The organism is Pseudomonas paraeruginosa (genome assembly GCF_003025345.2).
GTDB classification, from domain to species: domain Bacteria; phylum Pseudomonadota; class Gammaproteobacteria; order Pseudomonadales; family Pseudomonadaceae; genus Pseudomonas; species Pseudomonas paraeruginosa.
Genome location: NZ_CP020560.1, coordinates 4518492 through 4532253, shown reverse-complemented (window position 1 = coordinate 4532253; position 13762 = coordinate 4518492). Strand labels below are relative to the sequence as shown.

Below are 13762 nucleotides of genomic sequence, written 5' to 3'. Positions count from 1 at the left end.
CCGGCAGTCCGCCGCAGCCGTTCCCGCGATTAAAAAAGCCCGCACGAGGCGGGCTGGAAAACGCCACACATCCGGTGTGGCGGCGTGGCTCGGTCAGCCGGCGCGCTTCGTCCAGTAGCGGAAGCACGGCTCGGCGAGGAACAGCACCAGCAACAGCCTCAGCACCTGCAGGGCGGTGACCAGCGGCACCGAGAATTGCAGGGCTTCTGCGGTCAGGCTCAGTTCGGCGATGCCGCCGGGCATCATGCCGAGCATCAGCGACTGGTGGTCGAGGGTGCTCAGCCAGCCGAGCAACTCGGCGGTGAGCGCCGCGGCGAGCATCATCCACAGCGTGCAGACCAGGGTGCGACTGACGAAGGCCGGTGCGCTGCGGAAGAAGCTGCGGTTGAAATGACAGCCCAGGGCGCTGCCGATCAGCCACTGGCCGACGCCGCTGGAACCCGCCGGCAAGCCGATCTGCAGGTTGAAAGCGAGGCTGACGGTGGCCGCCAGCAACAGCGGGCCGAGCAGCCAGGGATTGGGCTGACGCAGCTTCTGCCAGCCCAGCGCGACCAGTGCCCCGGCCGGGAACAGCAGGGCCAGCCAACGCCAGTCCACCGGTGCGGCCTGGTGCGGGCCGGGCTGGCCGCCGCCGAGCAGGTACTGGAACGCCGCCGGCACCAGCAGCACCACCAGCAGCAGGCGCAGGCTCTGCGCCGCGGCGACGCGGCTGAGCACCGCGCCGTGGCGCTGGCCGAGGTTGACCATCTCGCTGGCACCGCCGGGCATGCTGGCGAAGAATGCGGTGGCGCGGTCCTCGCCGCTGCGGCGCAGGAAAACGATCGCCAGCACGCTGGAAAGCGTGGTGGCTACGGCGCCGAAGACGATGATCGCGCTGTGCGCCAGCACCTGCTCGATCACCGCCGGTGTGAAGTGCAGGCCGATGCCGATGCCGACGATCCACTGCCCGCACTTGCGCGCGCCCGGCACCTCGGCCAGCGGCAGGTCGGCCAGGCAGCGCACCAGCATCACCGCCAGCAGGGAGCCGATCATCCATGGCAGCGGCCAGCCGACCAGGCTCGCCAGCCAGCCGCCGAGGGCGCCCACCAGCGGGGTCGCCCAGTACAGCTTCCAGGTGGCGCGGTCAGGCATCGGCCAATCCTGTCGCGCGTCGCGCCGCGCGGCGGCGCCAGGCGCGGAGCAGCGGCAACAGCAGCATCACCACCACCAGCGCCCAGGTCACCAGGCTGATCGGGCTCGACCAGAGGATGCCCAGTTCGCCGTTGGAGATCGACAGCGCGCGGCGCAGGTTCTGTTCCATCAGGCCGCCGAGAATGAAGCCCAGCAGCAGCGGCGAGAGCGGGAAGTCGAGCTTGCGCAGGATGTAGCCGAGCACGCCGATGCCGACCATCAGGAACAGGTCGAAGGTGGTGGCGTGCACGCCGTACACGCCGATCCCGGTGATGATCGCGATGGCCGGCACCAGGGCCCAGTTCGGCACCGCGAGGATGCGGGTGAACACGCGGACCATCGGCACGTTGAGGATGATCAGCATGACGTTGGCGATGAACAGCGAGGCGATCAGCCCCCAGACGATGTCCGGTTGCTGCTGGAACAGCAGCGGGCCGGGGGTGATGTTGTACAGGGTCAGCGCGCCGATCATCACCGCGGTGGTGCCCGAGCCGGGCACGCCGAGGGTCAGCATCGGCACCATGGCGCCGCAGGCCGCGCCGCCGATGGCCGTCTCCGGGGCGGCCAGGCCGCGCATGTCGCCCTTGCCGAACTCGCCCTTGGCGCCGGCCAGCTTCTTCTCGGTCATGTAGGCCACCGCGCTGGCCAGGGTCGCGCCGGCGCCAGGCAGCACGCCCATGACGAAGCCGAGCACGCCACAGCGCAGGTTGACGGCGAACACGCTGGCGGCCTCCTTGAGGTTGAACATCATCCGTCCGGTGGCCTTCACCGCCTCCTGGCCGTGATGGGTCTTCTCCAGCAGCAGGAGGATCTCGCTGACCGAGAACAGGCCCAGGACCAGGACCACGAACTGGATGCCATCGGCGAGATGGATGCTGTCGCCGGTGAAGCGGTAGACACCGCTGTTGGCGTCGATCCCGACACAGGAAAGGAACAGGCCGAGCAGCGCCGCCAGCAGGGTCTTCAGCGGTTTGTCGCCGGCCATGCCGCCGAGGCAGACGATGGCGAACACCATCAGCACGAAGTATTCCGCCGGGCCGAAGGCGATCGCCCATTTGGCCAGCAGCGGGGCGAACAGGACCATTCCGCAGGTGGCGATGAAGGCGCCGATGAACGAGCTCCAGGCCGACAGCGACAGGGCCACGCCGGCCAGGCCCTTGCGCGCCATCGGATAGCCGTCGAGGGTGGTCATCACGGTCGAGGCTTCGCCGGGGATGTTGAGCAGGATCGAGCTGATGCGCCCGCCGTACTCGCAGCCCAGGTACACGGCGGCGAGCAGGATCAGTGCGGTTTCCGGCGGCAGGCCGAGGGCGAAGGCCACCGGGATCAGCAGCGCCACGCCATTGATCGGGCCGAGACCGGGCAGCAGGCCGACGATGGTGCCGATCAGGGTGCCGATCAGCGCGGTGATCAGGTTGGTCGGGGTCATCGCGACGCCGAAACCGTGGCCCAGGTAGTTCAGGGTTTCCATCACGAAGTCCTCACAGCGGCAGGAAGTCGAGGACGCCCAGCGGCAGCGGGACGTCCAGGGCGCGGTCGAACAGCCAGTACAGGCCGATGCCGAGCAGACACGCGGTGATCACCGCGGGCAGCGGCCGGGCGCCGTAGAGAATGGCCATGCAGGAGCCGACCAGGGCGGCGCTGAGAATGAAGCCGAGCGTTTCGAACAGGCCGGCGAATACCAGCAGCAGGGCGATGCAGGCGACCACCTTGAGCAGCACGGCGGCGCCCAGCGGTTGTTCGTCTTCGGCGTGGCGGATCGGCGTCGGCCGCGCGATCAGCCAGGCCAGGCCGGCGCCCATCAGCGCCAGGCAGAGCAGCGGGTAGGCGCGCGGTCCGACCGGTTCGTAGGAAAACGGCGCCTGGTATTGCCAGCCGGCGATCGCCAGGCCGACGCAGGCGAGCAGCCAGAGCCCGGCGAACAGGCGCTGGTAGAGCGTTGAATGGGTCATGGAACGATCCTCGTGGCGCGGCCGGAGTGCGGCCGCGCGCGGACAGGCTTACTGGATCAGGCCGAAATCCTTGGCCAGTTGCTTGTATTGCTGGACCTGCTTCTTCACGTAGCCGTCGAGTTCCTCCCCGGTCATGGCGAAGGGGAACAGCTCGCGCTGGTCGCGCAGCTGGGCGAAGTCCTCGGAGGCCAGCAACTGGTCGAAGGCGTTCTTCCACCAGGCGTAGTCCTCGTCGCTGACCTTCGGCCCCAGGTAGAAGCCGCGGACCACCGGCCAGACGATGTCGTAGCCCTGTTCCTTGGCGGTGGGGATGCCGGCCATCGCCTCTTCCGGCAGGCGCTCCTCGGAGAACACAGCGAGCAGGCGCATGTCGCCGCTGAGGATGTGCGGCATGGAGTCGGAAATGTCGGTACTGCCGACCTGGATGTGCCCGCCGAGCAGCGCGGTGGCGATCTCGCCGCCGCCCTCCAGGGCCACGTAGCGGAGGTCGCGCGGGTTGATCCCGGCGGCCTTGGCGATCAGCGCGGTCTGCATCCAGTCCTGGCTGCCGACGGTGCCGCCGGAACCGATCACCACCTTGCTCGGGTCGGTCTTGAGCGCCTTCACCAGGTCGTCGAGGTTCTTGTAGGGCGAGTCGTTGCGCACGGCGATGGCGCCGTAGCTGGTGCCGATGGCGGCCAGCCATTTCACCGCGTTCTCGTCGAAGCGGCCGAACTTGCCCTGGGCCAAGTTCAACAGGGAGCCGCTGGAGAAGGCGGTGATGGTGCCGGCGTCGCCCGGACGCTGGGCGACCACCGCGTTATAGGCGACCGCGCCGACGCCGCCGGGCATGTAAGTGACGCGCATCGGCTTGCTCAGCAGCTTGCCCTCGACCAGGGCGCTCTGCGCCAGCTTGCAGGTCAGGTCGAAGCCACCGCCGGGCGAGGCCGGGGCGATGCATTCGGGACGCTTGGGTTCGGCCACGGCGGCGCCGGCCAGCAGCAGGCCGGCGGCAAGCGAGACGAGGGGACGAAAAGACGGTTTCATCATGATCGGAGCTCCTGGGGAGTTCTTGTTCTGGCTTACCAGATCGGCAGGGTATAGCTGACGATCAGGCGGTTCTCATCGACGTTGCGGGTGAAGTTGGAACGGAAACTCGCGTTGCGCCAGCGGATTCCGAGGTTCTTCAGTGCGCCGCTCTGGAACACGTACTGCAGCTCGGTGTCGCGTTCCCACTCGCGGCCTTCGCCACGCTGGCCGGCGAGCTCGATGTTGTCGCCCTTGATGTAGCGGGTCATGAAGGTCAGGCCGGGAATGCCGAGGCCGACGAAATCGTAGTCGTAGCGCAGTTGCCAGGAGCGCTCCCGGGGGCCGGCGAAGTCGTTGATCTGGACGAAGTTGACCAGGTACGGGTTGCTGCCTTCCAGGTAGGGGAACGCGTCGTCGCCGTTCATTCGTTGCCAGGCCGCGCCGACGGCGTGGTTGCCGAGGCTGTAGGTGAACATGCCGTTGAGCGACTTGTTGTCGATGCCACCAGCCTTGGCCGAGCCGCTATCGGTGCTGCGGGCGAAGCGCAGGTCGCTGGTCAGTTCGCCGGGGCCGATCGGCCAGGTATGCAGCAGGCCGACGAAATGCTGGCGGTAGACGTCCTGCAGGTTGCTGTAGTGGTAGCTGGCGGTGAGGTTGTCGCTGAGCTTGTAGTCCAGCCCGCCGAGGTCGAAGTGGTCGGCGCTGACCCCGGCGAAACGGCCGTTCTTGTCGTTCAGTGCGAGGTCCTCGGAGTCGCTCGAATTGCGGATCTTGGTCTTCTCCAGGCGCCCGGCGGTGAAGCCGAGGTTCTTGATTTCCTTCGAGGTGAGCAGGGCGCCCTCGAAGATCTGCGGGAAGATCCGACCGTTGTTCGGTTGCACCGACGGCAGTTTCGGAATCAGCGTGCCGACTTTCAGTTCGCTCTTCGAAACCTTGACCTTGGCGGTCAGGCCCAGCTTCGAGTAGCTGTCCGGCGCACGGCCGTCGGAGTCCTTCGGCAGCAGCCCGGTGCCGCTGCGGCCGCGGCCGGAGTCGAGCTTGACGCCGAGCATGCCCATGGCATCGAGGCCGAAGCCGACGGTGCCCTGGGTGTAGCCGGACTGCAGGTTGAGGATGAAGCCTTGCGCCCACTCCTCGCGCTTGGACTGGCCGGGGCCGTCGCGGAAGTCGCGGTTCATGTAGAAGTTGCGGGTTTCCAGGCTGGCCTTGCTGTCTTCGAGGAAGCCGGCGGCGTTGCCCAGGGGCGCGATGCCGGCGAGCACGACGGCGCTGGTGGTCAGGGTGGTGCGGCGGGACAGGCGTACAGACCTTGCGGCCTGAGGCAGGGAAATGGACATGCGGTGGTCTCCGGTTCTTGTTCTTGTACGCCGAGCACCACGCTGCAGGGCGTTTTGGCGGACGATCTGCGCCGTCCATCGACTGATCCTAAGGCGCCAAGCTTTCGCCAGGCTTTCAGCAATCCCTGGTGGCAGAGAAGCCATTTACCCGTGGGTTTTCCCCGGTACACTTCGCCTCTTGTGCCCTCATCCGGTGGTGGAGAACCGTCCATGCGCATCCTTCTGGTGGAAGACCATCCGCAACTCGCCGAAAGCGTGGTCCAGGCGCTCAAGGGCGCCGGCTGGACGGTGGACCTGCTGCAGGACGGAGTGGCCGCCGACCTGGCCCTGGCCAGCGAGGAGTACGCCCTGGCGATCCTCGACGTCGGCCTGCCGCGGATGGACGGTTTCGAGGTGCTGGCGCGCCTGCGCGGGCGTGGCAAGACCCTGCCGGTGCTGATGCTCACCGCGCGCGGCGAGGTGAAGGACCGGGTGCACGGGCTCAATCTCGGCGCCGACGACTACCTGGCCAAGCCCTTCGAACTGTCCGAGCTGGAGGCGCGGGTCAAGGCCCTGCTGCGCCGCAGCATGCTCGGCGGCGAGCAGGTACAGCGTTGCGGCGCCCTGGCCTACGACCTCGGCACCCGGCGTTTCAGCCTCGACGAGCAGCCGCTGACCCTGACCTCGCGGGAGCAGGCGGTGCTGGAGGCGATGATCGCCCGCCCGGGGCGGGTGATGAGCAAGGAGCAACTGGCGGCCCAGGTCTTCGGCCTCGACGAGGAGGCCAGCGCCGATGCCATCGAGATCTACGTCCACCGCCTGCGCAAGAAGCTGGAGGGCGGCGCCGTACGCATCGTCACCTTCCGTGGCCTCGGCTACCTGCTGGAGGCGCAGGGTGACTGATGCCGGCAGCCTGCGCGGGCGGCTGCTGCTGCGGCTGGCCCTGCTCCTGTTGCTGGTGTTGCTGGCGAGCAGCCTGAGCGCCTACTGGAACGGCCGCGAGGCGGCCGACACCGCCTACGACCGGACCCTGCTGGCCTCGGCGCGAGCGATCGCCGACGGCCTCTACGAAAAGGACGGCACGCTGCGCGCCGACGTGCCCTACGTGGCCCTGGACACCTTCGCCTACGACAGCGCCGGGCGGATCTTCTACCAGGTCAACGACATCCACGGGCGCATGATCTCCGGCTATGAGAATCTTCCGGCGGCGCCCGCCGAGGCTCTGCGCACCGACGACTATCCGGCCCTGGCGAAGTTCTACGACGGCGTCTACCAGGGCGTCGACGTGCGCGTGGTGAGCCTGCTGCAGCCAGTCAGCGAGCCGAGCATGAGCGGCATGGCGGAGATCCGCGTGGCCGAGACCGAGGGCGCCCGCGAGCGCATGGCACGCAGCCTGATGACCGATACCCTGCTGCGCCTGGGCCTGCTCGGGGTCGGCGCGCTGGTGCTGGTGTGGCTGGCGGTGAGCGCCGCGTTGCGCCCGCTGGACCGCCTGCGCCGCGAGGTGGAGGAGCGCCAGCCGGACGACCTGCGCCCGTTGCCGATGCTCGAGGTGCAGCGTGAGCTGCGCCCGCTGGTGGAGTCGCTGAACCACTTCACCCAGCGCCTGCGCGGTCTGTTCGAGCGCCAGTCGCAGTTCATCGCCGATGCCGCCCACGAGCTGCGCACGCCGCTGGCGGCGCTGAAGGCGCGTCTGGAACTCGGCCTGCGCGAACGCGAGCCCGGGTCCTGGCGCTCGACCCTGGAGACCACCGCGAAGAACACCGACCGACTGATCCACCTGGCCAACCAGTTGCTCTCCCTGGCGCGCATCGAAAGCGGCGCCCAGGCCATCGCCGAGGGGGGCGCCGAATGCATCGACCTGACCGCCCTGGCCAGGGAACTGGGCATGGCGCTGGCGCCGCTGGCCTACGCGCGCGGTGCCACGCTGGCCCTGGAAAGCGCCGGGTCGGTGTGGATCCAGGGCGAACCGACATTGCTCAACGAACTGCTCAGCAACCTGCTGGACAACGCGCTGGCGCATACCCCGCAGGGCGGCAATGTGATCCTCAGGGTACTGGGGGAAGGCGTGCTGGAAGTGGAGGATGACGGTCCGGGGATTCCCGAGGCCGATCGCGAGCGGGTCTTCGAGCGCTTCTACCGGCGTGGCGACAGCCCCGGTAGCGGCCTGGGGCTGGCGATCGTCGGCGAAGTCTGCCGGGCGCACCGCGCGCAGATCCAGCTCGACCAGGGCGGACTGGGTGGCCTGCTGGTGCGGGTGCGTTTCCCGGCGGAGTAGGGCGCCTTACTGGAGCATGCTGGTGGCGGCTTCCAGGGCGCTGGAAAGATCCTCGTCTTCCTTCATGTCGACGGTCGGTTCGAGGCCGAGCTTGGCGAACGCCGGGATCTGGCTCCAGTCCAGGCGGGTGTAGGGATGTTCGCTGCCCAGGTAGCTCTGCAGGGTGGCGACCTGGACCAGGTCGGTGTAGTCGGCGCGCGGCGAATCGCGGCTGAAGTCCAGGTGCTGGCGCGGCACTTCGGCGATCGGCGCGGGGAAGTCCCAGGCCTTGAGGATGCGCTCGCCGATCATCGGGTGGATGCGCTCGATCACGTGGCTCAGGCTGATGGAGTCGGACAGCAGTTCGTTGTGGTCCTCGGCGTAGGTGAGGATCGGCAGTACGCCGATCTGGTGCACCAGGCCGGCCAGGGTCGCCTGGTCCGGGGCCAGGCGCGTGTAGTGACGGGCCAGCACGTGGCAGATGCCGGCGATCTCGGTGCTCTTGTTCCAGACCTCGCGCATCTTGCGGTCGACCACGTCGGTGGTGGCCTGGAACATCTGCTCCATGGCCAGGCCGGTGGCGAGGTTGCAGGTATAGTTGATGCCCAGCCGGCTGATCGCCATCTGCAGGTCGGTGATTTCCTTGGGGCTGCGCAGCAGCGGGCTGTTCACCACGCGGATGATGCGCGCGGTCAGCGCCGCGTCGTTGCCGATCACCCTGCTCAGGGCCTGGATGCTGACATCCGGGTCCTCGGCCGCCTCGCGGACCTGCAGGGCCACCTCGGGCAGGGTCGGCAGCACCAGTTCATCCTGATCGATGGCGCGGATCAGGTCCTGTTGGACTTTGTCGGCAAGCTTGCTCATGGCACTTCCTTTGAAAACGCGATGGCCGGAGCACGCTGTGCGTGCACCGGCCATGGGAATACTGGCGGACCGTCCGCGGACGGCACCTACAGTCTACGGTCAGCGCTGGATTTCGCGGTCGCTGTCCAGCGTGTAAGGCAGATTGAGGAGGACGAGCGGCGCTCCGTCGCTGCTGCCGAGGGTGATCCGGCCGTCGGCGACGGCGTCGTCCTGCAGCACTGCGAGCAGCTCCACGGTGTTTTCCGGCGTGCGCGCGGCCAGCACCACTTCGCCGACGCTGGTGGCGTGGACCGGCGAGAACAGCCCGGTAGCGGGCTCCGGCGGGTCTTCCCCGGCCAGTGCCAACCGGTACAGGCGACGCTTGAGACGTCCCAGGTACTGCATGCGGGCGACGATTTCCTGGCCGGTGTAGCAGCCTTTCTTGAAGCTGACCCCGCCGACCGCCTGCAGGTTGATCATCTGTGGGATGAACAGCTCGCGGGTGGCACCGAACACCTGGCCGATGCCGGCGCGCACCTGGCCGAGCAGCCAGTCGTCGAGCGGCGCCTCCCGGCTGTGCTCGCGGAGCGTGGCGAGCACCGCCGCGGCGCGTGCCGCAGGGATCCACAACTCGACCCGGGCGTCGCCCAGGGCGACGGCGAGCAGGTCGGCGTGGCGGGCGATTCCGCCGGCCTCTGCCGGCGCCTCGATGCCCAGCGCGCGCAGGGCCTCCCCGGCATCGCGCAGGCCGACGCGGACCCAGGCGGCGCTCTCGTCGGCCAGGGTGGCCTTGGAGAACACCGCGTACTTCTTCAGGTCCGCCAGTTGGGCCTCGAGCAGTTCGCTGGCCAGCGCCAGCAGCAGGCCGTCGCCTTGCAGCAGGATGCGAAAGCTCGACAGCAGCCGGCCCTTGATGGTGCAGCGACCGCCGAGGCTGGAGGTTTCGTCGTTCAGATAGGCCAGGTTGCAGGTCAGCTGCCCCTGGAGGAACTTGGCGGCGTCCGGGCCACGGACGGCGAGGATGCCTTCATGGACAAGCGGGGTATGGAAAGCGGAGTCGGCCATTGCGATGCTGCGCGGTCAGTCAGTCAGGGTGGTCATCATAGAACTCGGTCCGGGGCTTGTCAGCGGGTCGCGCGTTCGCCGTTCCTGCCGGCGAGTTGTCGGACCCTTCCGAAACGGCCGTCGGGCGTGGTCCGTGAGACGGCCTGTGGCCCCCGCGCGATGGGCAATACGACCAAGGGCGGACGCCGGCGGGGCGGTGCCTCGTCATCGGGCCGCGCCATTCGAGCGCAACCGCCCTATAATGCCGGGCGTTTTCGAGGAGCCCGACATGGCAGATGAAACCGAACTGAAACGACTCTACTGGCACAGCCGTCGCGGCATGCTGGAACTGGATGTGCTGCTGGTGCCCTTCGTGCAGGAGGTCTATCCGGGGCTGGATGCCGAGGACCAGGCGCGCTTCCGCAAGCTGCTGGAGTGCGAGGACCAGGACATGTTCGGCTGGTTCATGCAGCGCGGCGAACCGGAAGACGCCGACCTGCGGCGGATGGTGCGGATGATTCTGGACCGTGTCCAGCCGGATTGAGCCGTTCGAATGCCGCTGGCGGGTCTCTCCGACCCTGCTGGCGGCCTGTCTGACATTGTGGGGGCTGGCGCTGCTGGCGATCTTCCTGGCGGCATTGCCGGTCTGGCTGAAGCTGGCGCTCGTCGCGGGCTGTCTCGCCTATGGCGGCTGGGGGCTCCAGCGCCAGGTACTGCTGCGCGGTCCGCAGGCTTTCCGCGGGTTGCGCCACGACGAGCGCGGCTGGCAGTTGTGGAGTGCCGGTAGCGGCTGGCAGGCGGTGCAGTTGCGCCCGGACAGCCTGGCGCTGCCCTGGCTGATCGTACTGCGCGTGCGCCTGCCGGGCGGCTGGCGCACCCTTGGCTGCTGTATCCCGGCCGACGCGCTGGGCGCCGACAGCCATCGGCGCCTGCGCGTCCGCCTGCGCTTCAGTCGCCGTAGATGGGCGGCACCAGGATAGTGTCGCGGGCTTCGGGCAATAGGTCCGGATAATCCAGCGTGTAGTGCAGGCCCCGGCTTTCGCGGCGCTGCATGGCCGAGCGGATGATCAGTTCGGCGACCAGCGCCAGGTTGCGCAACTCGATCAGGTCGCGGCTGACCTTGTAGTTGCTGTAGAACTCGTCGATCTCGCTGAGCAGCAGGCGCACCCGGTGCTGGGCGCGCTGCAGGCGCTTGTTGGTGCGCACGATACCGACGTAGTCCCACATGAAACGCCGCAACTCATCCCAGTTGTGCGCGATGATCACGTCCTCGTCGGAGTCGGTGACCTGGCTGGCGTCCCAGCTCGGCAGGCTTTCCGGCAGCGGCGTGCCGGGCAGGCGCTGGAGCATGTCGGCGGCGGCCGAGCGGGCATAGACGAAGCATTCCAGCAGCGAATTGCTGGCCATGCGGTTGGCGCCGTGCAGGCCGGTGAAGGTGGTCTCGCCGATGGCGTAGAGGCCCGGCACGTCGGTATGCCCGTGCTGGTCGACGAGCACGCCGCCGCAGGTGTAGTGCGCGGCCGGCACCACCGGGATCGGTTGCCGGGTGATGTCGATGCCGAAGTCCAGGCAGCGCTCGTGGACGGTGGGGAAGTGCGCCTTGATGAACTCGGCCGGCTTGTGGCTGATGTCCAGGTAGACGCAGTCGATCCCCAGGCGCTTCATCTCGTGGTCGATGGCGCGGGCCACTATGTCCCGGGGCGCCAGTTCGCCACGCGGGTCGAAGCGCGGCATGAAGCGCTCGCCGTTGGGCAGGCGCAGCAGGGCGCCTTCGCCGCGCAATGCCTCGGTGATCAGGAAACTCTTGGCCTGCGGGTGGTACAGGCAGGTCGGGTGGAACTGGTTGAACTCCAGGTTGCCGACCCGGCAGCCGGCGCGCCAGGCCATGGCGATGCCGTCGCCGGAATTGCCGTCGGGGTTGCTGGTGTAGAGGTAGACCTTGCTCGCGCCGCCGGAGGCCAGCACGGTGAAACGGGCGCGGAAGGTGTCCACTTCGCCGCTTTCCCGGTTCAGCACGTAGGCGCCCAGGCAGCGCTTGCTCGGCAGGCCGAGCTTGCGTTCGGTGATCAGGTCGACCGCCACTCGTTGCGACAGCAACTCGATGTTCGGGCGCTGGCGGGCGCGAGCCAGCAGGGTGTTGAAGATCGCCGCGCCAGTGGCGTCGGCGGCATGGATGATGCGCCGGTGGCTGTGCCCGCCTTCGCGGGTCAGGTGGTACTCGAAGCTGCCTTCCTCGTGGTTGCCCTGTTCGTCTCGGGTGAACGGCACGCCCTGCTCGATCAGCCACTGGATCGCTTCGCGGCTATGCTCAACGGTGAAGCGCACCGCATCCTCGCGGCACAGGCCGCCGCCGGCGACCAGGGTGTCCTCGACGTGGGATTCCACGGTGTCGGTATCGTCCAGCACGGCGGCCACGCCGCCCTGGGCCCAATAGGTCGAGCCCTGCGACAGTTCGCCCTTGCTGAGGACGGCGATGCGCAGGTGTTCCGGGAGGGTAAGGGCCAGGCTCAGGCCGGCGGCGCCGCTGCCGATGACCAGTACATCGTGTTGATAATGTTGGCTCATGCCCGCATTTCCCCATGGTGGAGCCCTAGTATATAGAAGGGCCTGGCGGCACAATAGCGCACCCCGCCGCCGGTCCGGCGGATGAGTTGCGGGCCTGCCAGCGGCAGGCTTCATCAGAGCGGGGCGATGTAGTGCTGGAACTTTCTTAGACGCATCGGTTCCAAAGCAGGATGCCTGAAGACCTCGTCCGGTTGGCCTACCCAGCGGCGCAGAGGCCGGGCCCTGAGCCCGATGCAATCCATTTTCGCGGGGTCCGGACACGATGTCCGGGGCCGCACGTCACGAGCGAGGAAAAATCTCGTGGCGCATGCTTGGAGGGGAGAACTTTTGCAAGAAGCCCGAGTCTATCTTGGCAAGACGATTCGCTGGGACGCTCGAAGCTCCTCCGGGTTCGAAGAGGAGCTTTCATGCTAACCCAGGAACAGGATCAGCAACTGGTTGAACGGGTACAGCGCGGAGACAAGCGGGCTTTCGATCTGCTGGTACTGAAATACCAGCACAAGATACTGGGATTGATCGTGCGCTTCGTGCATGACGCCCAGGAAGCCCAGGACGTAGCGCAGGAGGCCTTCATCAAGGCCTACCGGGCGCTCGGAAATTTCCGCGGCGATAGTGCTTTCTATACCTGGCTGTACCGGATCGCCATCAACACCGCGAAGAACCACTTGGTCGCTCGCGGGCGTCGGCCGCCGGACAGCGATGTGACCGCAGAGGATGCGGAGTTCTTCGAGGGCGATCATGCCCTGAAGGACATCGAGTCGCCGGAACGGGCGATGTTGCGGGATGAGATCGAGGCCACCGTGCACCAGACCATCCAGCAGTTGCCCGAGGATTTGCGTACGGCCCTGACCCTGCGCGAGTTCGAAGGTTTGAGTTACGAGGATATCGCCACCGTGATGCAGTGTCCGGTGGGGACGGTTCGGTCGCGGATCTTCCGCGCCCGTGAAGCAATCGACAAAGCTCTGCAGCCTTTGTTGCGAGAAGCCTGACACAGCGGCAAATGCCAAGAGAGGTATCGCTATGAGTCGTGAAGCCCTGCAGGAAACTCTGTCCGCTGTGATGGATAACGAGGCGGATGAACTTGAGTTGCGGCGGGTGCTCGCAGCTTGCGGCGAGGATGCCGAGCTGCGTTCCACCTGGTCGCGTTACCAGCTGGCGCGGTCCGTCATGCACCGCGAGCCTACCTTGCCGAAGCTGGATATCGCCGCGGCGGTATCGGCTGCCCTGGCCGACGAGGCCGCTCCGCCGAAAGCGGAGAAGGGACCGTGGCGCATGGTAGGTCGTCTGGCGGTCGCCGCGTCGGTCACCCTGGCGGTGCTGGCCGGTGTGCGCCTGTACAATCAGAACGACGCACTGCCGCAGATGGCGCAGCAGGGGGCAACCCCGCAGATCGCCCTGCCGCAGGTCAAGGGGCCGGCTGTGCTGGCCGGCTACAGCGAAGAGCAGGGTGCGCCGCAGGTGATCACCAACTCCTCGTCCAGCGACACCCGCTGGCACGAGCAGCGCCTGCCGATCTACCTGCGTCAGCACGTGCAACAGTCCGCCGTCAGTGGTTCAGAGAGCGCGCTGCCCTACGCTCGGGCAGCCAGCCTGGAAAACCGCTGAGG

At 67.6% G+C, this 13762-nt stretch carries 14 protein-coding genes; 6 read left to right on the top strand and 8 right to left on the bottom strand.

Annotated features, from left to right (window positions below):
• Nucleotides 1–93: 93 nt before the first annotated feature.
• From B7D75_RS21510 to B7D75_RS21490, 5 genes are read right to left on the bottom strand one after another with little or no spacing between them, the layout of a single operon-like run.
• Complete coding sequence (locus B7D75_RS21510) at nt 94–1131, bottom strand: AbrB family transcriptional regulator (protein ID WP_034079177.1); 1038 nt, start codon at nt 1129–1131, stop codon at nt 94–96.
• Nucleotides 1124–2641, bottom strand: coding sequence for a tripartite tricarboxylate transporter permease (locus B7D75_RS21505; protein WP_012077043.1), 1518 nt, complete (start codon nt 2639–2641; stop codon nt 1124–1126). The genes B7D75_RS21510 and B7D75_RS21505 overlap by 8 nt, the downstream gene beginning before the upstream one ends.
• A 10-nt stretch (nt 2642–2651) precedes the next feature.
• Nucleotides 2652–3122: a tripartite tricarboxylate transporter TctB family protein gene (locus B7D75_RS21500; protein WP_034079180.1), complete on the bottom strand. Its 471-nt coding sequence runs from the start codon at nt 3120–3122 to the stop codon at nt 2652–2654.
• Between the two features lie 48 nt (nt 3123–3170).
• On the bottom strand, nt 3171–4154 hold the full coding sequence (locus tag B7D75_RS21495; RefSeq protein WP_107114408.1) for a Bug family tripartite tricarboxylate transporter substrate binding protein: 984 nt from the start codon (nt 4152–4154) through the stop codon (nt 3171–3173).
• 29 nt (nt 4155–4183) lie between these two features.
• Nucleotides 4184–5467 (bottom strand): OprD family porin, encoded by a 1284-nt coding sequence (locus tag B7D75_RS21490; protein ID WP_043101374.1) that lies wholly within the window; start codon nt 5465–5467, stop codon nt 4184–4186.
• Between the two features lie 210 nt (nt 5468–5677).
• On the opposite strand from B7D75_RS21490, the gene B7D75_RS21485 reads away from it, so the two are divergent.
• Entirely contained in the window at nt 5678–6349 is a 672-nt protein-coding gene (locus tag B7D75_RS21485) for a response regulator (protein ID WP_003156856.1), read from the top strand.
• On the top strand, nt 6342–7724 hold the full coding sequence (locus B7D75_RS21480; RefSeq protein WP_033996888.1) for a sensor histidine kinase: 1383 nt from the start codon (nt 6342–6344) through the stop codon (nt 7722–7724). The genes B7D75_RS21485 and B7D75_RS21480 overlap by 8 nt, the downstream gene beginning before the upstream one ends.
• Before the next feature lie 6 nt (nt 7725–7730).
• Here the strand turns inward: B7D75_RS21480 and B7D75_RS21475 are convergent, their stop codons facing one another.
• Together B7D75_RS21475 and ygfZ are read right to left on the bottom strand one after the other, a co-directional pair.
• Complete coding sequence (locus B7D75_RS21475) at nt 7731–8567, bottom strand: HDOD domain-containing protein (protein WP_107114407.1); 837 nt, start codon at nt 8565–8567, stop codon at nt 7731–7733.
• Nucleotides 8568–8666: 99 nt separating this feature from the next.
• On the bottom strand, nt 8667–9611 hold the full coding sequence (gene ygfZ / locus B7D75_RS21470) for a CAF17-like 4Fe-4S cluster assembly/insertion protein YgfZ (RefSeq protein WP_053814457.1): 945 nt from the start codon (nt 9609–9611) through the stop codon (nt 8667–8669).
• Between the two features lie 268 nt (nt 9612–9879).
• Between ygfZ and B7D75_RS21465 the strand changes: the two genes are divergently transcribed.
• Complete coding sequence (locus B7D75_RS21465) at nt 9880–10134, top strand: FAD assembly factor SdhE (RefSeq protein WP_003085532.1); 255 nt, start codon at nt 9880–9882, stop codon at nt 10132–10134.
• Nucleotides 10118–10570 (top strand): protein YgfX, encoded by a 453-nt coding sequence (locus B7D75_RS21460; RefSeq protein WP_003150206.1) that lies wholly within the window; start codon nt 10118–10120, stop codon nt 10568–10570. The genes B7D75_RS21465 and B7D75_RS21460 overlap by 17 nt, the downstream gene beginning before the upstream one ends.
• On the opposite strand, the gene nadB is transcribed toward B7D75_RS21460, so the two are convergent.
• On the bottom strand, nt 10539–12155 hold the full coding sequence (nadB, locus tag B7D75_RS21455) for an L-aspartate oxidase (RefSeq protein WP_012077035.1): 1617 nt from the start codon (nt 12153–12155) through the stop codon (nt 10539–10541). The genes B7D75_RS21460 and nadB overlap by 32 nt on opposite strands.
• A gap of 407 nt (nt 12156–12562) precedes the next feature.
• Here nadB and rpoE point away from each other — a divergent pair, with 407 nt between their 5' ends.
• Together rpoE and mucA are read left to right on the top strand one after the other, a co-directional pair.
• Nucleotides 12563–13144 carry an RNA polymerase sigma factor RpoE gene (gene rpoE / locus B7D75_RS21450; protein ID WP_003085543.1) on the top strand — a complete coding sequence of 194 codons (582 nt, stop codon included), beginning with the start codon at nt 12563–12565 and terminating at the stop codon, nt 13142–13144.
• A 31-nt stretch (nt 13145–13175) separates the two neighbouring features.
• Nucleotides 13176–13760: an anti-sigma factor MucA gene (gene mucA, locus B7D75_RS21445; RefSeq protein ID WP_003150208.1), complete on the top strand. Its 585-nt coding sequence runs from the start codon at nt 13176–13178 to the stop codon at nt 13758–13760.
• The last annotated feature ends 2 nt before the right edge of the window (nt 13761–13762 follow it).